This is a genomic window from Methylobacterium currus, from assembly GCF_003058325.1.
Classification (GTDB): Bacteria; Pseudomonadota; Alphaproteobacteria; order Rhizobiales; family Beijerinckiaceae; genus Methylobacterium; species Methylobacterium currus.
Window position 1 is genome coordinate 5873592 of the sequence record NZ_CP028843.1, and the last position, 21538, is coordinate 5895129.

At 72.6% G+C, this 21538-nt stretch carries 13 protein-coding genes; 10 read left to right on the forward strand and 3 right to left on the reverse strand.

Going from position 1 to position 21538, the window contains the following annotated elements:
- Positions 1-31: 31 nt before the first annotated feature.
- The 9 genes from DA075_RS26970 (at position 32) to bcsN (ending at position 15770) form a co-directional block, all read left to right on the forward strand.
- A complete protein-coding gene (locus DA075_RS26970; protein ID WP_099955845.1) occupies positions 32-355 on the forward strand; it encodes a helix-turn-helix domain-containing transcriptional regulator in 324 nt (107 codons plus the stop codon).
- Positions 356-507: 152 nt separating this feature from the next.
- Entirely contained in the window at positions 508-2031 is a 1524-nt protein-coding gene (locus DA075_RS26975; protein WP_099955846.1) for an FAD-dependent monooxygenase, read from the forward strand.
- Positions 2032-2148: 117 nt separating this feature from the next.
- Positions 2149-4641 carry a response regulator gene (locus tag DA075_RS38245; RefSeq protein ID WP_099956835.1) on the forward strand — a complete coding sequence of 831 codons (2493 nt, stop codon included), beginning with the start codon at positions 2149-2151 and terminating at the stop codon, positions 4639-4641.
- Between the two features lie 173 nt (positions 4642-4814).
- Positions 4815-5585, forward strand: coding sequence for a cellulose biosynthesis protein BcsS (gene bcsS, locus DA075_RS26985; RefSeq protein WP_099955847.1), 771 nt, complete (start codon positions 4815-4817; stop codon positions 5583-5585).
- Positions 5586-6193: 608 nt separating this feature from the next.
- Complete coding sequence (gene bcsA / locus DA075_RS26990) at positions 6194-8707, forward strand: UDP-forming cellulose synthase catalytic subunit (protein ID WP_099955848.1); 2514 nt, start codon at positions 6194-6196, stop codon at positions 8705-8707.
- Between the two features lie 148 nt (positions 8708-8855).
- Positions 8856-11429 carry a cellulose biosynthesis cyclic di-GMP-binding regulatory protein BcsB gene (locus tag DA075_RS26995; RefSeq protein WP_244936372.1) on the forward strand — a complete coding sequence of 858 codons (2574 nt, stop codon included), beginning with the start codon at positions 8856-8858 and terminating at the stop codon, positions 11427-11429.
- Positions 11426-12733 carry a family 8 glycosyl hydrolase gene (locus tag DA075_RS27000; protein WP_244936375.1) on the forward strand — a complete coding sequence of 436 codons (1308 nt, stop codon included), beginning with the start codon at positions 11426-11428 and terminating at the stop codon, positions 12731-12733. The genes DA075_RS26995 and DA075_RS27000 overlap by 4 nt, the downstream gene beginning before the upstream one ends.
- Positions 12718-14745, forward strand: a complete 2028-nt coding sequence (locus DA075_RS27005; protein ID WP_244936378.1) for a hypothetical protein — start codon at positions 12718-12720, stop codon at positions 14743-14745. Before DA075_RS27000 ends, DA075_RS27005 begins: the two co-directional genes overlap by 16 nt.
- Positions 14742-15770, forward strand: coding sequence for a cellulose biosynthesis protein BcsN (gene bcsN / locus DA075_RS27010; protein WP_099955849.1), 1029 nt, complete (start codon positions 14742-14744; stop codon positions 15768-15770). Before DA075_RS27005 ends, bcsN begins: the two co-directional genes overlap by 4 nt.
- A 155-nt stretch (positions 15771-15925) precedes the next feature.
- On the opposite strand, the gene DA075_RS27015 is transcribed toward bcsN, so the two are convergent.
- From DA075_RS27015 to DA075_RS27025, 3 genes are all read right to left on the reverse strand, one after another.
- Positions 15926-17656, reverse strand: coding sequence for a thiamine pyrophosphate-binding protein (locus DA075_RS27015; RefSeq protein WP_099955850.1), 1731 nt, complete (start codon positions 17654-17656; stop codon positions 15926-15928).
- Between the two features lie 68 nt (positions 17657-17724).
- Complete coding sequence (locus tag DA075_RS27020; RefSeq protein WP_099955851.1) at positions 17725-19287, reverse strand: class I adenylate-forming enzyme family protein; 1563 nt, start codon at positions 19285-19287, stop codon at positions 17725-17727.
- A gap of 282 nt (positions 19288-19569) precedes the next feature.
- A complete protein-coding gene (locus DA075_RS27025; protein WP_244936381.1) occupies positions 19570-20622 on the reverse strand; it encodes a TRAP transporter substrate-binding protein in 1053 nt (350 codons plus the stop codon).
- A 153-nt stretch (positions 20623-20775) separates the two neighbouring features.
- On the opposite strand from DA075_RS27025, the gene DA075_RS27030 reads away from it, so the two are divergent.
- On the forward strand, positions 20776-21495 hold the full coding sequence (locus DA075_RS27030) for a GntR family transcriptional regulator (protein WP_099955852.1): 720 nt from the start codon (positions 20776-20778) through the stop codon (positions 21493-21495).
- Positions 21496-21538: the final 43 nt, after the last annotated feature.

The window sequence follows — 21538 nt, forward strand, 5'->3', positions numbered from 1 at the left end:
CTCCGGCGATGCGATGGTGCAAGGAGGAGCGATGGCCCCGACCCGCAGCGTACAGGACACCCTCAAGGCGCGTGCCGAGCGCGACCCTGCCTTCCGCGATGCCCTGCTGACCGAAGCCGTCGACCCGTTGCTCGCCGGCGACCTCGACACCGGCAAGGCGATCCTGCGCGACGACATCGACGCGACGATCGGTTTCGAGCGCCTGGCGGAAGAAGCCGGTACCTCGTCCAAGAGCCTGATGCACATGCTCGGACCGACCGGCAATCCGACCGCCAGCCACCTGTTCACTGTGCTGCACATCGTGCAGAAGGCGGCGGGGGTGCATCTCGTCGTCACGGCCGCCTCCTCCGGCTGAACCGTCGCGGCCGGTCTCCGGCCCGAGGATCGGGTCGGGAAGGCCGCGCCCGGAAGAGGGCAGCATGCGGCGCCGACCCGGCCATCTTGCCGCTTCTCCGTTCCCGGCCGAGACTGTCCCCCTGGTCTTCGTCGCCGCGTGGGAGGAGCGCCATGTCCACCACCCCCCAGCCCGTCGCCCCGCCGGTCCTGATCGTCGGCGCCGGCCCGACCGGGCTCAACCTCGCGCTGCAGCTCGCCCGGCACGGCGTCCGGTTCCGGATCGTCGATCAGGCCGAGGGCCCCGGCACGGCCTCGCGGGCGATGGTGGTGCAGGCCCGCACCCTCGAATTCTACCGACAGCTCGGCTTCGCCGACGCGGTCGTGGCCGGGGGCGTCATGATTCCGGCTGTACGCCTGCGCGAGGGCGGCGAGGAGGTGGCCTGCGTCAGCTTCCGCGACCTCGGCGCCGGCGAGAGCCCCTATCCCTTCGTCCTCGCCTACGCGCAGGACGATCACGAGCGCCTGCTGGTGGGACAGCTCGCGCGGGCCGGCGTCGCGGTCGAGTGGGGCACGGGGCTCACGGCCCTGTCGCAGGACGGGTCAGGCGTCCGGGCCACGCTGTCGCGCGGCGGCACCGAGGAGGTCTGCACGCCCGCCTATCTGTGCGGCTGCGACGGCGCCCATAGCCGGGTGCGCGAGGCGCTCGGCATCGGGTTTCCGGGCGGCACCTACGACCAGCTGTTCTACGTCGCCGATGCGCGCGTCGCCGGCGGGTTTCGCGAGGAGCTGTCCGTCACGCTCGGCGCCCACGGCCTCGGACTGATGCTGCCGGTGCGCCTCTCCGGCATGCAGCGCCTGATCGGGCTCGTGCCGGCCGCGCTCACCTCTCGTCCCGGCCTGACCTTCGAGGATCTGCGCCCGGGCATCGAGGCGCTGATGGGCATCCGGGTCGAGGGGGTGAACTGGTTCTCGACCTACCACGTCCATCACCGGGTGGCCGAGCGGTTCCGGGCCGGGCGCTGCTTCCTCGCCGGCGATGCCGGCCACATCCACAGCCCGGCCGGCGGCCAGGGGATGAATACCGGCATCGGCGACGCGGTGAATCTCGGCTGGAAGCTCGCCGAGGCCGTCGCCGGCCGGGCCGCTCCCGCCCTCCTCGACAGCTACGAGCCGGAGCGGATCGCCTTCGCCCGGAGCCTCGTCGCCACGACCGACCGGGCATTCCGCGCAGTGACCGGACCCGGGCTCGGCGGCCAGGTGCTGCGCACCGTCCTGCTGCCTCATCTCCTGCCGGCGCTCTGGGGCTTCGCGGCGGCCCGCAAGGCGCTGTTCGACACCGTGTCGCAGGTCCGCATCGCCTATCACGACAGCCCCCTGAGCGCGGGCCGGGCCGGGCGGGTGCAGGGCGGCGACCGCCTGCCCTGGCTGGGAGACCCCGACAATTTCGTGCCCCTCGCGAGCCTGTCCTGGCAGGTCCACGTCTACGGCGCCGGCCGCCCCGACCTCGCCGAGGAGGCGGACCGCCTCGGCTTGCCGCTCCAGGCCTTCCGGTGGACGGAGGCGGCGCGGGAGGCGGGCTTCGCGGAGGGTGCCGCCTACCTGGTGCGACCGGACGGCTACGTGGCGCTGGCCGGCCCGGAGCCGGGGGCGCTCGCGGACTATTGCGGGCGCTGGGGAATCGGCGCGAAAGCCTGATCGCCGGACCGCCCCGGCGCGGCGTTAACCTCGTCTTAAGCACGAATCCGCCCAGGGTAACGGACGTGAGGACCGACCTGACGGCCGGTGGTCGCGCTCGCGCCGTGGAACCCGTTCATGCTGGACTCGGTCCGGATCTCGCTCAAGGTGCTGAACGCGGCCCAGCTCGCCACGGTGGCGGCCGCGGCCTTCGGGCTGGCCTGGTTCGGCGGCGCGCTCTCCGGCCCCCCGCGCGACGCCGCGACGGCGCATCCCGCCCTCGCCCGCAATCTCGTCCAGGCCGCGCGCTCCTATGCCGACGCGCTCGACGAGGAACTCAGCGCCTCGATCAACGACGCCCGCAACGCCGCCCTGCTCCTGCGCCTCGACGATGCCACCTTGTCCGATGCCTGGCGCGCCGGCCGGCTGCGGGACTGGCTTGCCCTCAACCCGCGCTACCGCGACGCCGCGCTGCTGGCCCCCGACGGCGCCTTGCGCGCCGCCGGCGGACCCGGCGGGCTGCGGGTCGACCGCTCGCCCGCCCGCAACGCTCAGGTCGCGGTGGCGGCCGGCCCCGAGGAGGCGCCCTTCGCGCTGACCCTGGCGCTCGGTGCCCCCGGCCGGTCGGACCGCCTCCTGCTGCGCGCCGCGCCGGCCTATTTCGACGGCATCGCCGAGCGGGTCCGCCGGACGCTCGGAGCCGGCGACGGGATCCGCTTCGCGGTGGCCGGAGCGGACGGGCGCGCGCTCGTCGGCCCGCTGCCGGCCGCGGACGACCCGCTTCCGCACGAGGCCGCGCCCACCCGCGGCAGCCGCGACATCGCCAGCCCGGGCTGGCTCGTCACCGCCTCGGCGCCCGGGCTCCCGCTGCGGCCCGAGCCGCGGCCCGATCCGCGCCTGATCGCCCTCGGGATCGGACTCGTGCTCGCCGCCGGCGGCCTCGGCTACGCCCTCGGCGGGCGGGTCTCGGCGCGCCTGCGGCGCCTCGCCGAGGAGGCCGGCACCGCCGACGACGGCGAGGGACCGGTGTCGCGGGTGCGCGAGATCGCGGCGATCGCCGGCACCGTCCGCGACCGGGCCCAGAGCCTCGATGCCCGGCTCGCCGGGGCCGGGACCGGCCTCGACCGCGTGCGGGGGCGCCTGCACACCTTCGAGGAGATGTCGGGCTGGACCTGCTGGGAGATCGATCCCGAGACGAGGCAGGTCGTGTGGTCGGACCCTGACGGTGCCGGCGCCCTCGCGGCGGCCGACCGCGTCGCGACGCTGGCCGACCTCGGCGCCCGGTTCGAGCCCGCCGACCGCCCGCTCCTCGACCTCTCCCTCGCGGCGGCGCTCGGGGCCGACGGCCCCCATGACGTCGTGATGCGCATGAGCGGGCCGGGGCCCGAATCCGGCCGCCGGCTGCTGGTGCGGCTCCTGCGCGGCCGCGACGCCGCCGGCCGGATCCGGGTCCACGCCCTCAGCCGGACGATCCGCGAGGGGGACGCCGCCGAGACCCCGGCGGGCGCCAACGAGCGGCGGCGCAACCTCGTCCTGCGCCGGGTCACCGACGGCATCGTCCACGATTTCAACGACGTGCTCACGGTGGTGCTGGCCAATCTCGGGGTGCTGCGGCGCCAGACCGGCCTCGATCCGCGCCAGACGGCCCTGACCGATGCGGCCTTGGCCGGCGCCCAGCGCGGCGCGGCGCTCACCCGGCGCCTGCTCGGACTGGTGCGCGGCGGCGAGATCGGCGGCGATCCTGTTCCGGCCGAGCTGTCCTCCTCCGACCTGGCCGCCACCGTGGCGGCGTTCCTGCCCTTCCTCGAGGCGAACGTCCTGCACGACGCGCCGCTCATCACCCGCATCCCCGAGGACCTGCCGAAGGCCGCCTGCGGCGAGCGGCTCGTCGAGCTGGTGCTGCTCAACCTCGCCTTCCATGTCCGCGACCTCGGCCTGCACGGCTTCGCGATCGGGGCGGCCGAGCATCCGGCCGGCGCCCCGCCGGTTCCCGGCATGCCGGAGGGGCCGGCCCTGCGCGTGCTGTTCGCGAGCGGGCGCCGCCCGCCCGGTACCGCCGCGCGGTCGCAGGTCCATGCGCTCGAGACGGTGGGGCGGCTCCTGAGCGGGAGCGGCGGCGGCTGGCGCGTGCTCAGCGACGGTTGCGGCGAGGAGGCGTTCCTCGCCGAGGCCTGGCTGCGCGCGGAAGCGCGCAATGCGGAAGCGCGCACCGTGGAGGCGAGCGCTGTCGGAGCGGGCCGTGCGGAGCCGCGCCGGGAGGCCATCGCCGGTCCGGTGCCGCAGGCGTCGCTGCGCATCCTGCTCGTCGAGAGCGACAGCCTCGTGCGCGCCAGCCTCGTCGAGGCCCTGGCCGAGCTCGGCCATCGCGTGGTCCAGGCCGCCTCCGGCGAGCACGCCTTGGAGCTGCTCGCCCGCGACGCCGCCTTCGACGCGATGATCGCCGACCAGGCGATGCCGGTGATGACCGGTCTCCAGCTCGCCGCCACCGTGGTCGAGCGCCACCCTGGCATCCGCGTCATCCTGGCGAGCCCGCACGGCCAGCTGCCTGCCGCCGCGCGCCGGTTCCTTCAGCTCGACAAGCCGTTCCGGCGCGAGGACCTCGCCGCCGTGCTGGCCGCCCGCGCCGCCTGATCCGCGCGCCGGTCCGGACCGCGCGGGAAACGTTCTCGCCCAATCGGTAAAATTTGCCGATGCGATCTGCGGGTCAGGCAAGCGAAATTTAACCGTCCGCCCGCATAAAGCAGTGCACAGTCTATCGGTGTGTTGCGTAGGAGGCGGCGTTGATTGCCTCGGGTCAGTATCGAATGATGCGTCTTCTCGGGGGCGCGAGCCTGGCCGTGATCGCCACGGCCGGCATGGTCCGGGCGGCGGATCTGCGGGCGCCGGCGGCGGATGCCGACTGGTATACCGGCGCGCAGACCCAGGCGGTCGACGACAGCTGGGCGATCGCCGTCGACGGCTCGACCAGCGTCACCTCCAACAGCTCGGCCTTCGGCTCGATCACCGTCACGGCGCCGCTCGCCGGCCCGCCGACCCAGAGCGGCCCGCGGGTGCGGGTCGAGGCCATCGCCGGCACCTATTCCTATCCGGGCCAGGCCGTCGCCTCGCGGGTGACGGGCTACCAGCAGGAAGGCTCGGCGATGGCGGGCTACGAATGGGTCTGGCGCGACGCCGCCCTCGCCGGCTTCATCGGCTTCAACGTGCGCAGCAACCAGCTCTCGATCCCCGATCCCGGCAACCCGGTGGTCGGAACCGGGATCGGCCTGCGCGTCGCCGCGAACTTCTACGCCAATCCCACCGATCGCACCATGGTGTCGGCGTACGGCTCCTACTCGACCAAGTTCAACGCCTATTATTCCCGCCTCCGCGTCGGCTACATGGTCGCCGACGGCGTCTATATCGGTCCCGAGGCGCTGTTCCTCGGCGACGACTTCTTCCGCCAGTACCGCATCGGTGCCCATCTGTCGGGCGTGAAGTTCGGGCCGGTCCAGATGTCGCTGGCGGCGGGCTACGTGCAGGACCGGGTCCAGGGCTCGGGCTATTATTCGAGCATCGAGGCGCGGGCGAACTTCTGAGGCCCGCCGCACCGGCGGAGGCGAGGTGGGCGGGTCGAGATTCCCCCCGCACCCTCCTCCCCCGCACCCTCCTCGGCGAGGCGGCATGGGCTCGTTCGGTCGTGCGTCGCGTCGTCCTGCGTCGCACCGGCTGTCGCCCGCCCGCGGCGCCCCCAATGCCGGGCTCCCCCGCGTGGTGCCGGGATGACCTAGAGAAAGCTCGGGATGCCGCGCGCTCCCTGACCTCCCAGCAGGTCTCCGATCGCCCCAAAAGGCACGATGCCGTGTGCGACGCGCGTCACCGGCCGCTCCCGGCCGCCCGGACGACGCGCAAACCGGCGTGCCCGGTCGAACATGATGCAACGTCGATAGCGCGGAATCTTGCCGTCATATGGGGATCTAACAAAATAGTCCTAGGAAATGCAACCGAACTTGCGGTTGAGATTTGCGAATTCTCCGAAATGTCCTAAATCGGTCTCAAGCCAAGCGTGGCGTTTCGATTCCGGAATCACGCAATGTTGGATCCAAAGACCTCTCGGCTCATCGACAAAAAACAGGTTCTCGTAACGAGAAACCGACATATTCCTATGGCGTAGGGGCTTGGGCGCAGAGGCTTGGGCGATTCTGAGGTGGCGGGCGTGGTGCGTGCGTTGCGATGGCTGGCGTGGATCGGGACGACGGCGGCCGGCCTCGCCCTCTTGAGCCAGCCCGTCGGCACCCAGAACCAGCTCGCGATGAGCCTCGCCGCCATGGCGGCGATGGCCGGGCTCTGGCTCGTGTTCGACGGGCCGCGGACCCGCTTCGTCTTCCTGGCGATGGGCAGCCTGGTAGTGCTGCGGTACATCCTGTGGCGGGTGACCGACACGTTGCCCTCGCCGGGCGATCCGGTCAGCTTCGGCTTCGGGCTCCTGCTGCTGCTCTGCGAGCTTTACTGCGTCTTCATCCTGTTCGTCAGCCTGGTCATCAACGCCGAGCCGCTGCGCCGCCCGCCGCCCGCGGCCGCGCCGGCGGCCGACCTTCCCTCCGTCGACGTCTTCGTGCCGAGCTACAACGAGGATGCCGAGATCCTGGCGATGACACTGGCCGCCGCCCGCCAGATGAACTACCCGCCCGAGAAGCTGACGGTCTGGCTCCTCGACGACGGCGGCACCGACCAGAAATGCGCCGACCCGAACCCCGAGAAGGCTCAAGGCGCGCAGGCCCGGCGCCGCGAGCTGCAGGCGCTCTGCGAGGAACTCGGCGCCCGCTACCTGACGCGGGCCCGCAACGAGCACGCCAAGGCCGGCAACCTCAACAACGGCCTTGCTGCCGCCACCGGCGACCTCGTGCTGGTGCTCGATGCCGACCACGTGCCGTTCCGCTCGCTGCTCGCCGAGACCGTCGGCTACTTCGCCGAGGATCCGAGGCTCTTCCTGGTCCAGACCCCGCACGCCTTCCTCAACCCGGATCCGATCGAACGGAACCTGCGCACCTTCGAGCGGATGCCGTCCGAGAACGAGATGTTCTACGCGGTGACGCAGGCCGGGCTCGACAAGTGGAACGGCTCGTTCTTCTGCGGCTCGGCGGCGCTCCTGCGCCGCGCCGCTCTCGACGAGGCCGGGGGCTTCGCCGGCATCACCATCACGGAGGATTGCGAGACCGCCTTCGAGCTGCATTCCCGCGGCTGGACCAGCGCCTATGTCGACAAGCCGCTGATCGCCGGCCTCCAGCCCGACACGCTCGCCGACTTCGTCGGCCAGCGCTCGCGCTGGTGCCAGGGCATGTTCCAGATCCTGATCCTGAAGAACCCGGCCCTGCAGCGCGGCCTCAAGCCGATCCAGAAGCTCGCCTACCTGTCGAGCATGACATTCTGGTTCTTCCCCGTTCCGCGGCTCGTCTTCATGTTCGCGCCGCTCCTGCACATCTTCTTCGACCTGAAGATCTTCGTCGCCAGCGTCGACGAATCGATCGCCTACACGGCGACCTACATCGTCATCAACTTGATGATGCAGAATTACGTCTACGGAAAGTTTCGCTGGCCGTTCGTCTCGGAGCTGTACGAATACGTCCAGGGTCTGTACCTGTCGAAGGCGATCGTCTCGGTGATCTGGTCGCCGCGCAAGCCGACCTTCAACGTCACCAACAAGGGCGCGACGCTCGACCACGACCACCTGTCGGCTTTGTCGCTGCCGTTCTTCGCCGTCTACGGCCTGCTCCTCACCGGCTGCCTGGTCGCGGCCTGGCGCTACCTGTTCGAACCCGGCGTGACCAACCTGATGCTGGTCGTCGGCCTGTGGAACCTGTTCAACCTGCTCACCGCCGGGGCGGCGCTCGGGGTCTGCGCCGAGCGCCGCCAGATCGAGCGCACCCCGTCGCTCCCGGTCAGCCGCCGTGGGCAGCTCACCCTCGGGGGGCGGGCCGTCGATGTCGCGATCGAGCGGGTCTCGGCGGAGGCCTGCACGGTGCGGATGCCGGCGGCCTTCCTCGCCCCCGGCGCCGGTCACCGCCCGGTTCCCGGCACGCTCACGGTGGTGCCGATGGCCGGCAGCCGCCCCGCCGGGGCCCTGCCGGTGGTGCTCGGGCCGGTCACGCGGGCCGGCGCCGACGCGGTCTGCCGCCTCGCCTTCGGGACCCTGCGGACCCAGGACTACGTCGCGCTCGCCGGCCTGATGTACGGCGATGCCGAGGCGATGCGTCGGTTCCAGCTGCGCCGGCGCCGCCACAAGGACCTGTTCACCGGCACGCTGCAATTCATCTGGTGGGGCCTCGCCGAGCCCGTCCGCGCCCTGCGCTACGCGTTCGCCGGCGAGGTGCGCCGCCCCGTGCCGGTCGAGGCGCTGGCCCCGGTCTACGACGAGCCTGCCCGGGAGGTTGCCACCGGGTTCGCCCCGGAGGCGGCCAAGGAGCCTGCCAAGGAGTCTGCCAAGGAGCCCGCGCCCTTGCAGCCGGTCGACCTTCCCCTGGCGCCGCCGATACGGCCGACCATCCCGATCCGGACCCAGGCTCACGCGCAAGCTCACGCCCAGGCTCACGCCCCGACCTCGGCCCAGACCCAGGCTCCTGCCGAGGCGGAGGCCGACGGCGACTGGGTCCGCCTGATGCTCGATTTCGAGAACGACCGCGCGCTCGCCGCCGCTCGCGGCCGGCGCACCGATGCGGCGTGAGGCCGGGATGATGCTGCGCCGCCTCGCTGCCCTTCGACGGTTCGTCGTACGTGGCACTGTCCCCGTCCCAGCCGTTTCCGGGCTTGCCCGCGACCGGACGGGCGCGGGCTCGGCCGGGCAGGAGAGGCGCGCATCCTGCGGGCGGACGGTGGCGGCACTCGTCCTGTGCCTGTCCGCCACTCCTACCCTCGCCCAGAGCTTCCTCGGCACCGGCCCGACCGAGCGCCTGACCCTGCCGCCCGCCGGCGAGCCCTTTCGCGCTGCGCCGCCGCGGCCGCAAGGGCAAGGACCGCTGGGGCAAGGGCCGCAGGGACAGGGAACCCAAGGGCAAGGGCCGCAGGGACAGCCGCCCGAGGCCAATCCCGCCCGCCGCGGCATGGCGGTCGTGGCGGCGGTCGAGGCGGCGCGGCGGTTTCCCGCCGGCGCCCGCGGCTATCGCCTCGCCGGCGAGGAGGACGCGCTGCAATTCCCCGTCTACCTGACCGAGGCGCAGGCCCGGGGATCGGCGAAGCTGCGCGTCTCGTACCTGTCGGCGATCTCGGTGGCGCCGGAATCCTCCGAGCTGTCGGGCAGCGTCAACGGCACCAAGGTCGGCTGGACCCGGATCCAGGCGCCCGGCGCCGTCAAGGTGGTGGAGTTCCCCATCCCCGAGGGCCTGCTCCGGCCCGGCTACAACGCGGTGGCGCTCGCCGCGAGCCAGCGCCACCGGGTCGATTGCTCGACCGAGGCCACCTACGAGCTGTGGACCCAGATCGATCCGTCGCGCTCCGGCCTCGTCGTGGGCCAGGCCGCCGACCTCGACCTCAAGACCCTGGCGGCGCTCGAGCCCGACGAGAGCGGCGCGCTGCCGATCGGCGTGCTGCTCACCGAGCGGCCGAGCCCGGAGCGGCTCGAGCGGATGATCGGCGCCGTGCAGGCGGTCGCCCTGGTCGGGCGGCTGGCCCGGCCGGCGGTGAGCTTCGGCCAGGCCCTCTCCGGCCGCGCCGGCCTCAACCTCGTCGTCGGCACCGCCGCGGAGATCCGCGGCACGGAAGGGCTGGAGGAGCTGGGTCCGATCACCGGCCCACGGGTCGCCGTGCTGGCGCCCCGCGGCAGCCGCGCCCCGACCGTCGTCGTCACGGGTCCGTCCGCGGCGGATGTCCGCCAGGCCATCGCGACGCTCGCTGCCTCGGGCGACGGGTCCGGCACGCCGGCGGGGACGAGGCTCGCCGAACTGAGCCGGGGCTACCCGGTCCAGGGCGGCGAGAGCCTGACCCTCGAGCAGCTCGGGGTCGCGAGCCGCGAGTTCAACGGCCGGCTCCTGCGGGTCGGCTTCGCGGTGCGCTTCCCGGCCGATTTCGTCCCGGCCGATTACGGCAAGGTGATCCTGCACCTTGCCGGGGGCTACGCGGCCGGCCTGGAGCCGAGCGCCCGGATCGTCGTCGACATCAACGGCCGCAACGCCGCCAGCGTGCCCCTGCCCTACAGCCGCGGCGAGGTGTTCACCGACAGCGCGATCCCGCTGCCCCTGAGCCTGTGGCGCCCGGGTCTGAACCGCGTCGAGATCAGCGCCCAGCTTCCCACCGCCGCCGACCGGACCTGCGACACCCTGGCGCCGGGCGCCAAGCGCGCCCGCTTCCTGTTCCTCGACCGCACCCGGATCGACGTCCCGGCCCTCGCCCGCGCGGTGCGCAGCCCCGACCTCGCCGCCGTCAAGGCCGGCGCGGTGCCGTTCCTGGCGCCCGGTCTCTCGCCAGCCGGCCCGCGCCCGCGCCTGGTCCTGCCCACCCCGGACCGCGACTCGGCCTCCGCCGCCGCGACCCTGGCGGCGCGCCTGGCCATCGCGGCCGGGCGCGTGATCGATTTCGAGATCGGCAGCGACGAGCGCGAGGCGGGCGGCGGCGCCCACCTCATCGTCGCCCCGGTCCGCGCCCTCACCCCCGCCGCCCTCGAGGCGGTCGGCCTCGATCCGGCACAGATCCGGGGGATCTGGGAGGGACGGGCCGAGACCGTGGCCACCCCCGGCCCGTTCGGGGCCGAGGGCGTCGTCACCCTCGACCGCCTGCGCCGCAACCTGCCGATGCGCTGCGCCCTGCCGGCCCTCACCACGCCCCTGCGCACGGCCGCCGCGGTCCCGGCGCAAGCACCGGTGCAAGCCACGACGCCTGCCCCCGCGCCCGACCCCGCCGAGGCGCCCGCCGACAGCGAGGCGGACCTGTTCGCGCGCTGGGACGAGTCGGCGCGCGGCTTCGGCGTCGTCCCGGCCGTGCTTGCCAATGCCTGGACCGGCCTGATCCAGCGGGCGGCGGAGACCCGCGACCTCGCGCTTCGCCTCGCCGGCGGGCCGGCGCCGGAGGCGGTGCCGCTCAATCCCCGCGCCTCGGTGATCATCGCGCAAGGGGCGGGAGGGCGGCTCGCGGACGGGACCGTGCTGGTGACCGCACCGAATGCCTCGATGCTCAAGGCGTCGGTCTCCTGCCTCGTCGATCCGGTGGTGTGGACCGGCCTCGTCGGCCAGGCCGCCTTTCTCGACGCCTCGGACGGCAGCCTCAGCACCGTGCAGCCCAAGCGCATCGGGCTGATCGAGACGCAAAGCCGGGGCCTCGCGAACCTGCGCCTCGTCTCGGCGGCCTGGCTCTCCCTCAATCCCGGCGCCTACGTGGCGATGACGCTGGTCATGGCGCTCTGCCTCGGGCTCGCGACGACGAGCCTGGTACGCCAGCTCGGCCGGAGGAACCGATGAGCCGCCGGTCCCGCCCCGCGCCCGCCTGCGCCGCGTTCCTGCTCCTGACGACGGTGACCGGATGGGCACAGGCGCCGCAGGCCGACCCGATGCCGCAGGCGCCCCAGCCGGCGGCCCAGGCTGGTCAGGCGCCGCAGGCCGTCCAAGATCTGCAAGTACCGCAGCAGGCCGTTCCTGCGCCCGACGGTGCGCCGGGCCAACTCGCGCAAGGACAGGAGGCAACCCCCGTGCCCCCCGCCATCGCCGTGCCGAGCCTGCCCCCGGCCAGTCCGGGCGACATGCCGGGCCGCGCTTCCGTGCCGGCGCTGGCCGGCAGCCTCGGGGACGATCCGGGCTGGCGCGCCTACCGGGCCCGGTTCGTCACCGAGAAGGGCCGGATCATCGACACCGCCAACGGCTTCATCAGCCACAGCGAGGGCCAGGGCTACGGCATGCTGCTGGCGGTGGCGGCCAATGACCGGGCCACCTTCGAGCGGATCTGGGGCTGGACCCGCGCCAACCTGCTGGTGCGCTCCGACGAGTTGCTGGCCTGGCGCTGGGCGCCGGACCACCGCCCCGCGGTCGCCGACATGAACAACGCCACCGACGGCGACATCCTGGTCGCCTGGGCCCTGACCGAGGCGGCGGAGGCCTGGGGCGAGCCGTCCTACCGGACGGCGGCACGGCGCATCGCCGTGGAGTTCGGCCGCAAGACGATCCTGTTCCGTGCCGCCCCCGGACCCCTGGTGCTGCCGGCGGTCGCCGGCTTCGCCGCCCGCGACCGGGCCGACGGGCCTTTGGTCAACCTCTCCTACTGGGTCTTCCCGGCCTTCCAGCGATTGAGCATCGTCGCGCCCGAATACGACTGGGCCTCGGTGATCCGCAGCGGCATCGAGATCCTGCGCCGCTCGCGCTTCGGACCGAGCGGCCTGCCGACCGAGTGGATCTCCGCCAAGGACGAGGCCCTGCGCCCTGCCGACGGCTTCCCGCCGCTCTTCTCCTACAATGCCATCCGCATCCCGCTCTACCTCGCCTGGGCGGGCGTCGGCCGGCCGGAGGATTACGCGCCGTTCCGGACCCTGTGGGGCGGGATCGACCGCGAGCGCCTGCCGATCGTCGATACCCGCGACGGCCGCCCGGTCGAGTGGCTGACCGAGCCGGGCTACACCGCGCTGCCGGCCCTCGTCGCCTGTGCACAGGACGGCACGCCCTTCCCGGAGGCTTTACGCAGCGTGCAGGACGGGCAGAACTACTACCCGGCGACGCTCCACCTCCTCGCCCTGGTCGCGGCCCGGATGCGCACCCCGTCATGCCTCAAGTCGTGAGACTCCGCCTGCCGCCCGCCTTCGCCCTCGGCCTCGCTGCGGCGGAACTTGTCCTGGCCGCGGCGGGACTTTTCCTGGCCGCGGCGGGACTTTTCTTGGCCGCGGCGCCTGCCTTCGCCCAGGCGCCCGAGACCGCGGTGCCGCGGGTCGTCTACGGCGACGGCGTGCGCGCGCCGGCCATCATGGTCGACCCCGAGACCTCCCGCACGCCCGGCATGGTCGACGAGAGCGCCCTGCGCTACTACGCCTCGCAGAAGCAGACCGCCCGGATGAAGGCGGAGATCGCCCGCCTGAAGCGGCTCTATCCGGGCTGGACCGAGCCGCCGGACCTCGACAGCCTGCAGCCGAGCCCGCCCGAGGAGGCGCCGCTCTGGGACCTGTTCACTGCCGGCCGCCTCCAGGACCTGCGCGCCGCGATCACCGCGCGCCGCTCGGTCGAGCCGTCCTGGCAGCCCTCCGAAGAGCTGGGGCGCAAGCTGCGCCGGGCCGAGTTCCGCTCCAGCATCGCGGCGGCGGCGGGCAAGAACCCGGAAGAGGTCGTCGCGCTCTACCGCGCCGATCCGAGCGCCCTCGACCCGGCCGACGTCGAGAGCATCTGGACGATCGCCGACGACCTTGCCGCCACGGGGGCGACCGAGGACGCGTTCAACCTCTACAAGTCGGTGCTGGACGGCAACGCCGACACCGGCGCGCGCCTCGCCACGATCCAGAAGGCGATGGCCCATATCAAAATGGAGCAGGCCGAGCGCCTGATCGCCATGGGCCGACAAGATCCGGGCCGCCAGGATTCGTCCGGGGTGTCCGAGTTCGAGCCGATCCGCCTCGACATCACCCGGGCGCGGATCGCCGCCTTCCTGCACGACGAGCCGGCCCAGACGCCGACGCTCCCTGAGCTCAGCGCCTTCCAGGCCTATGCCCGCAAGACCGCCGAGCCGAGCCAGACCGGGCTGCTCGGCTGGTACGCCTACAAGCGGCGCCAGTTCCGCGAGGCGCTGGAATGGTTCAAGCTGGCGATCGCGCGGGGCGGCGACGCCATGGTGGCGCACGGCCTCGCCCATACCCTGCGCGAGCTCAACATGATGCGCGAGGCCGAGGAGGTGGCGTTCGCCTGGCGCGACCGCTTCGTCGGCAACGAGCTGCTGTTCATCGACCTCCTGGAGCGCAAGCTGACGCTGGCGAGCCCGCCCTATATCGAGCCGGCCCGGATCGAGCGCTACGCCCGCGTCGTCAACGCCACCGCCTCCGGCGAGGGCGCGCAGGGCCTGGCCTGGTACGCCTACAATTCCTGCCAGTTCGACGCCGCCCTCGAATGGTTCCAGCGCGCGGTCGCCTGGATGCCGAGCGAGAGCACGGTGTTCGGCTACGCCCTGACCCTGCAGCGCCTGCGGCGCCAGCGCCCGTATCTCGAGGTGGTCAACCGCTACGACGGCCTCTTCCCGAAGGTGGTCGACCTCCTGTTCCGCGAGAGCCAGGGCGGCCCGCCGCTCCCCTGCGCCGTGCAGGTCGCGAATGCGCCAACCGGCCGGGCCGCGCCCGCGGCGGCCAACGCCCCGCGGCCCGAGCCTCAGGGCACTTACGGCCGCGTGCCCCGGCCGGACGCCCCGGGCGCCGGCGGCCGGGCCGAGGCGGTGCCCCCGGCGGTCCAGCGCGGCGAGTTCCCCCTGGCGGTGCCCCTCGACAATCCGCTCCGCTATCCGGCGGCCGGCCAAGGCCCCGGTCAGGCGGCTGCGGGGACCTATGCCCGCGAGCCGGCGGTGCCGGCGCCGCCGCTGGTGGCCCGCCGGGTGCCCGGTGCCGGCGCGATGCCCTACGAGCGCTACGGCTACACGCTCCTGCCGGGCTATAACGGCCTCGACAAGCCGGAGGGCCTGAGCGCGCCCCCGCCCGGGACGCTGTGGCAGGACCAGCAGGGCGACCGCACCCGGTCCGCCTCCCCTGAGAGCGTCCGCTTCTCGGTGCCGGCCCGCTCCACCTCGGAGCGCGCGCTCCCCTCCGAGAGAGGCTATCCGTGAGCGCCCGCCTCCCCCTCTGCCTTCTCGCCGTGATCGCCGGGTTCGCGGGCGCGGGAAGCGCCCTGGCGCAGGCCGCCCCGGCCCTGCGGCTGCCGGGCGCCGGCCGGGTCACCGCGGTGATCGAGACCCGCCACCGCGACGGCTTCGACCAGCGCATCACCTACGGGGGGGGCGACGGGCGCAACCACGCCGAGATCGGCTTGCGCAACGAGACCGGCGACTTGCTCCTCGCCTTCCCGCCGCGGCTCGCCAAGCCGAGCGAGTTCGGCATCGCGGGCGAGATCGCGGTGCGCTTCCCCGGCGAGACAATGCGGGTGCAGGCGAGGCCGGGGCGCAACGCCTACGGCCCGGTCGGCATGGCGCTCGGGGCCGATTGCCTCTACGCGTGGCAGTGGTTCGAGCGGCCCCGCCGCGGCGCGCAGGCGACGTCCCGCGACGGGATCTTCGGTGTCGCCGATCCGTCCGCGCCGCGCCGCGCCCTGTCGCTGCGGATCCGGCTCTGCCGCACCGCCCAGGCGAGCCTCGACGACCTCGTGGCGGCGGTCCAGCACCTGACGATCGCGCTGCCCGTCGACGGCGTGGTCCAGGTGCCCGCGCCGCGCCCGGCCCCCCGCCGGCGCCCGGCCAAGGCGGTGCCCCGCCCCGCCAAAGCGGAGCCCGCGCCGGAGGCCCGTCCGGTGCCGCCCCCTCCGGAACGCCCGCAACCACAGCCGCGGCCGCAACCCCAGGCGGAGCCGGCCCCGACCCGCCCGACCGTCCCTGTGCCGCCGCCGGCCGAGGGCGGGCGCCGCTACCTCGCGCCCAGCCCCCCCGAAACACGGCCACCCGAAGCCCCGCCGGCGCCCGAGGCGACGCCCCGGAGCGGCTCCCAGCGCTACATCACCGACAGCCCCCCGCCGGCCGAACCCCCCGGCGCCACCCCGGCACCGAGCCCGGCGCCGGGCCGCGGCGCCGGCGAGACCCTGTCGCGCGACCTGCCCCCCGAGGCCTATCGCCCGCCGCCGGATCGCGGCCCGGGGCGGTGACGCCGCGGGTCGCGATCCGCGTCCGGACGCGGCGCGTCATACCGCCGCGCCTTCGAACGGACTCGTTCGAAGGCGCTGGCTAAGCCCGGACGGGCGCCGGCGCTGATGCGCCGGACGCTTTCGCATCGACGTGTCGATGCGAAAGCGCGATGGTATCACACGGCCTCGCCGCGCCGCCGCCGCTCGGCATCGTCCCAGGCGGTGAGCGGCTGGTAGTCGGGCACGAAGCCGAGGCCCTTGCGGGCATCCGACGACACCGCGACCTGCGAGGTGGTGACGTCGATGAGTGCCGGGGCGTTGGCGAGGGCCCGCTCGATCGCGGCCGGCAGATCCTCCGGCCGCTCGATCCGCTCGCCATGGGCGCCGAGCGCCCGGGCCATGGCGGCGTAGTCGGAATCGGCCAGCAGCGTGCCGACGACCCGGCCGCCGTAATTGAACTCCTGGTCGTAGCGCTCGATGTTCCAGGCGGCGTTGTTCGACACGATGATGACCGGCTTGGCGCCGTGGCGGACCGCGGTGTCGATCTCCATCGCGTTGATGCCGAAGGCGCCGTCGCCGGTGACGCAGATCACCTGCCGGTCCGGATAGGCGAGCGAGGCCGCGGTGGCGTAGGGCACGCCGATGCCGAGGCAGCCGAAGGCGCCCGCATCCATGTAGGTCCGCGCCTCCAGGCCGACCCGGGCGAAGCTCAGGAGGTCGCCGCCATCGGCCACCGCGATGTAGTCGGGGGCCGCGACCTGGCGGATCGCCTCGAAGATCGCCGCCGGATGGACGCGGCCGTCCTCTCCCGTCTGCGGCACCTTGGCCCCGGTCGAGCGCCGGACGTGGCGCTCGCGCAGGCCCTCGGACCAGGCCTTGTCGAGGGAGGGCGCGCGGTTGCCGGCGGCGTCGACGATCGCCGCCAGCGCCAAAGCCGGGGTGGCGAGCAATTCCGGCTCGCCGCGGCGGTTGTCGACGAGCTCGCCGGCGGTGTCGGCGATGCGCACGAAGCGGGCATTCGGGAAGACCGCCGGCGAGCCGTAGCCGAGCTGGTAGTCGAGCTTGCGGCCGACCACCAGGACCACGTCGGCCTCGGTCATGGCGGCGGCCCGCATCGCGCCGACGGTCGCGGGATGGTCGGCCGGCACCAGGCCGCGGCTCTCCTGCGTGTCGAGATAGACCGCGCCCAGCGCATCGAGGAGCCGGACCAGCTCGGGCCCGGCATTCCGGGCGCCGCGGCCGCTCACCACCAGCGGACGACGCGCCCCCCACAGCACCTCGACGGCGGCCGCGACCCCGGCCGGATCGGGCGGAAGCACCCGCGGCGCCTTGGGGCGCATCCAGTCGTCCAGCACCAGCTGCGGCGGGACGTGGGCGCGCAGCACATCGGTCGGGATCTCGATGTAGACCGGGCCCGGTTCAGCCAGATCGCCCATGGCACGGGCCACCGCCTCGTCGAGCTCGCGGATCACCTGGTCGGCGACGCGGGCGGTGCGCGACTGGCGGGTGACCGGGCGCAGGATGTCGACGTGCGGGATGTCCTGGAGCGGGCCGAGATTGGCCTGCGGCCGCGAGGTGCAGCCGCCGATCAGCAGCACGGGCACGCGGGCGAGCGAGGCGTTGGCGATACCGGTGACGCAGTTGGTGACGCCGGGCCCGGCGGTCGCCATGCAGACCCCGAGTTCCCCAGTCAGCTCCGCGTGGGCATGGGCCATGTGGACGGCCGCGCCCTCGTCGCGCACGTCGACGATGCGGATGCCGAGGCGGGCGCAATGGTCCCAGATCGGCTGGATATGACCGCCCTGGAGCCCGAAGACCCGGTCGACGCCACGCGCCTTCAGGAACTGCGCGATCCAGGCGGCGCAGGATTGCGCGTCGGCGTTGAGGTCCTGGACGGTCTGGCTCATGGGTTTCCCTCCCGTTGTGTCGTTGTTCCTCCCGGAGGAGGGGCGTTTGATGGGGTGCGGACGTCGAATCAGACGTCCCCCCGCACCAGCCTTTCCTTCAGCTTCCGGTGCAGGTTCTTGCCCGTCGCGGTGCGCGGCATCGCCCCGTCCTCCAGGAACGAGACCGTGCGCGGGCGCTTGAAGCCGGCGAGCCGGTCCTTGCACCAGCCGAGGATCTCGGCCTCGGTGGCGGTCGCGCCGTCGCGCAGGACGATCACCGCGTGGACGCGCTCGCCCCAGGTCTCGTCGGGCAGGCCGATCACCGCCACGTCGTGCACCGCCGGGTGGCCGCCGAGCAGGGCTTCGACCTCGGACGGATAGATGTTCTCACCGCCCGAGATGATCATGTTGCTCTTGCGGTCGACGAGGTGGATGAACCCGTCCGCGTCGCGCCGGGCCATGTCGCCGACGGTGCAATACTCGCCGCGGAAGGCCTCCTTCGTCTTCTCCGGCAGCTTCCAGTAGCCGTCGAACAGGTAGGGATTGTTGCAATACAGCTCGCCGGCCTCGCCGTCCGCCACCTCGTTGCCGGCCTCATCCAGCAGCCGGATCGGCGCCGAGCCGACGCATTCGCGGCCGACCGAGCCCAGCTTGGTGAATTGCTCGGGCGGGTGCAGCATCGTCGCCCAGCCGACCTCGGTGGCGCCGTACAATTCGTAGAGGCCGGAATTGGGGAAGAACTCCATCACCGCCCGCTTGGTGTCGGGCCGGGCCGGGGCCGAGGAGATCATCAGGCGGGTGATGCGGGTGAGGTCGTAGCGGCTCCGCACTTGCTGGCTCAGGCCCAGCATCATCGCGTAATGGGTCGGCACCAGGGAGGTGAAGCTCGCACCGCCCTCGGCGAGGGCGCGCACGCAATGCTCGGGATCGAAGCTCTTGCGCGAGTATACGCTCGTCACGCCGCCGCAATAGCTGAACGCGCCGAAGAAGTAGAGCGAGTTGGCGTGGCACATGGGCATGACCAGCAGCGCCGAATCGCGCCGATGGACGCCGAGCTCGATGTCGGTAATCATGGACAGCATGGCGGCGCCGCGATGCGAGCGGATCGCGCCTTTCGGCTTGCCGGTGGTGCCGGACGTATACATCAGCATCCAGGGATCGGCCGGGTCGATCGCCGTGCCGGGCTCGTCCTCCCGCGCCTTGCCGATCAGGTCCTCGTAGGACGAGAAGCCCGCCGGGCACGGGCTCGCCCCGAACCACACCACCCGGGATTCCGCGACCGGCAGGTCGGCGCGGATCTCCTCGATCGTGCCGGCCAGTTCGTCCTGCAGGATCAGGGCGGAGACCTCGGCGTCCTCCAGGATGTAGCGCACCTCCGGGCCGACCAGCCGGAAGTTGATCGGCACCGCGACGAGGCCGGCCTTCGCCATCGCGGCGTAGATCTCCAGCCACTCGACGCAATTGTAGGCCAGCACCGCCACCCGCTCGCCTTTGCGCAAGCCGAGGCCCAGCAGGCCGTTGGCGAGGCGGCAGGCGCGGGCGTTCCACTGCCGGAAGGTCATCTCGCGCTCGAGGTCGCGTGCGCCGATCCGGTCGGGCTGCAGGCGCGCCTGGACGGCGAGCATCTGCCCGGGCGTGAGCACATCCCTCATCGTCGTGGTCCTCGCTCAGTCTCTCTGCTCAAGACGCGGGTGAATAGTTTGCGCGGGTTACCCCGCCTACAGCCTCCCCTGAGGTGACCGGCGGTCGACGGTCGCCGCCCGCAGGGAGCCTCGAAGGAGGCTTCCAGACGTCTCGCGGTCCCTGGAATCGCCTTCGAGGCTGGTCGATCAAAGATCGCGTCGATCTTCGATCGCTCAGCACCTCAGGATGGGGTCGGAGATCGGACGAGCGAAAGTGGTCGAATCGGTCCGCGTGAACGCGATTCAAATACCTCAGCCGATATCCCCGGCATATTTCTGCACCAGCGCCCAGGCCTCCGGCCCGAACTTCTCGCGCCACTGGCCGTAGAACTTGGTCGCCTTGAGCGCGGCCTGGAAGGCATTCGGGTCGGTGGTGTTGAACACCAACCCCCTCCCCTCCAGCTCCTTCTGGGTATCGCGGTTGGCCTGGGCGATGTCGTCGCGCTCCTTCAAGGCCGCGGCGTTGAGGTGCTTCTCCAGGATGCCGCGCACATCCGCCGGCACGCCGCGCCAGATCCGGCCGCTCGCCATCATCCAGAACCCGTCCCAGGCGTGGTTGGTGAGCGAGCAGTATTTCTGCACCTCGTAGAACTTGGCGAAGTTGATCAGCGCCAGCGGGTTCTCCTGCCCGTCGGCGATCCGGGTCTGCAGTGCCGAATAAGCTTCGCTCAACGGGATGCTGACCGGCGCGGCGCCGAGCGCAGCAAACATCGAGACCCAGAGCGGCACTACCGGCACGCGGATCTTGAAGTTCTTGAGGTCGTCGGGCGTCCGGATCGGCTTGGTGCTGGTGGTGATCTGCCGGAAGCCGTTGTCCCAGGTCGTCTCGAAGGGGACGAGGTTCGCCTTCTCGATCGCCCGGCGGATATAGCCGCCGACCTCCCCGTCCATCGCGGCCCAGACCTTGTCGTAGCTCGTGAAGGCGAAGCCGATCCCGGTGAGCGAGGTCGCCGGCACCAGGGTCGAGACCACGGTGCCGGGGAAGGTCGCGAGTTCGAGCGCCCCGGAGCGGATCTGGGACAGCATGTCCGAGTCGCTCCCGAGCTGGTTCGACGGAAACAGGCTGATCTCGACGGCGCCACTCGTCTCCTGGGCGATCGCCGCGATCGCCTCCTTGAGGCGCACATTGACCGGGTGCGGCACCGGCAGGTCGGTGCCGAGCTTGAAGGCGAGCTTCTGTCCCTGCGCCAGGGCCGGCCGCGGGAATCCGGCGGCCAGCGCGGCGGCGGCACCGAGGCCGGAGGCCAGCAGGTGCCGCCGGTGGAGACTCGCCGAGCGTGGGCGAGACATCCAGGGATCGGTCATGGCGTTTCTCCCTCGGAAATTCCGGAGCCGTCGGCCTCTCTCGACCGCGACCTTCATTGAATTCGGAATTTGAATTTCGAATTCGGTATTGCACGGGCGCCCGGTTTGCGCAACACGTCTGGGAGGGGTTTTTGCGTGAAAGGGGTTCCGGCCATGGCCGGCGAGTCTGACGCCCGCAGCCTGACGCGCCACCGGCTCGTCGAGCAGGTCTACGGGGCGATCTTCAGCGAGATCACGGAAGGCCGTCTGGCGCCGAACGCGCGTCTGATCCAGGACGAGCTGGCCGATGCCTACGGCGTCTCGCGCCAGCCGGTGCAGCAGGCGCTCCTGCTCCTGCGCAACCACGGCATCGTGCGCGACGCGCCACGCCGCGGGCTGGTGGTGGCGCCGCTCGAAGCCTCGTTCGTGCAGAACCTCTACGAGGTGCGCGGCGTGCTCGAAGGCTTGACGAGCCGGCTCGCCGCCGAGCGCAACGCCGCCCGCGCCGGCCGGGAGGGCCCGCCCCTGGTGGCGGCGGGACGCGCCGCCGCGGAAGCCGGCTCGGTCGCAGAGCTGATCGCCGCCGACATCGCCTTCCACCGCTTCCTCGGCGAGATCGCCGAGAACCCGATCATCGTCGAGACGGCGGCGCCGCACTTCAACCACCTGCAGCGGATCATGGGCGAGGTCTTGCGCAAGGACGAGACGATGCCGCGCCGCATCTGGGACGAGCACGCGGCGATCCTCGAGGCGGTGGCGGCGGGCGACGGCGAGACCGCCGATCGTCTCTCGCGCCAGCACATCGCCCGGGCCGCGACGGTGTTCGTCGACCGGCTGCGGGCACAGGAGGATGTTTCCGCGCAGGAGGCGCGGAGCCGGCGGGTCAGGCGGTAGCCGCAAGCACGGGTGCGGAGCCGGACGGAGGCAGCGCCCCCCG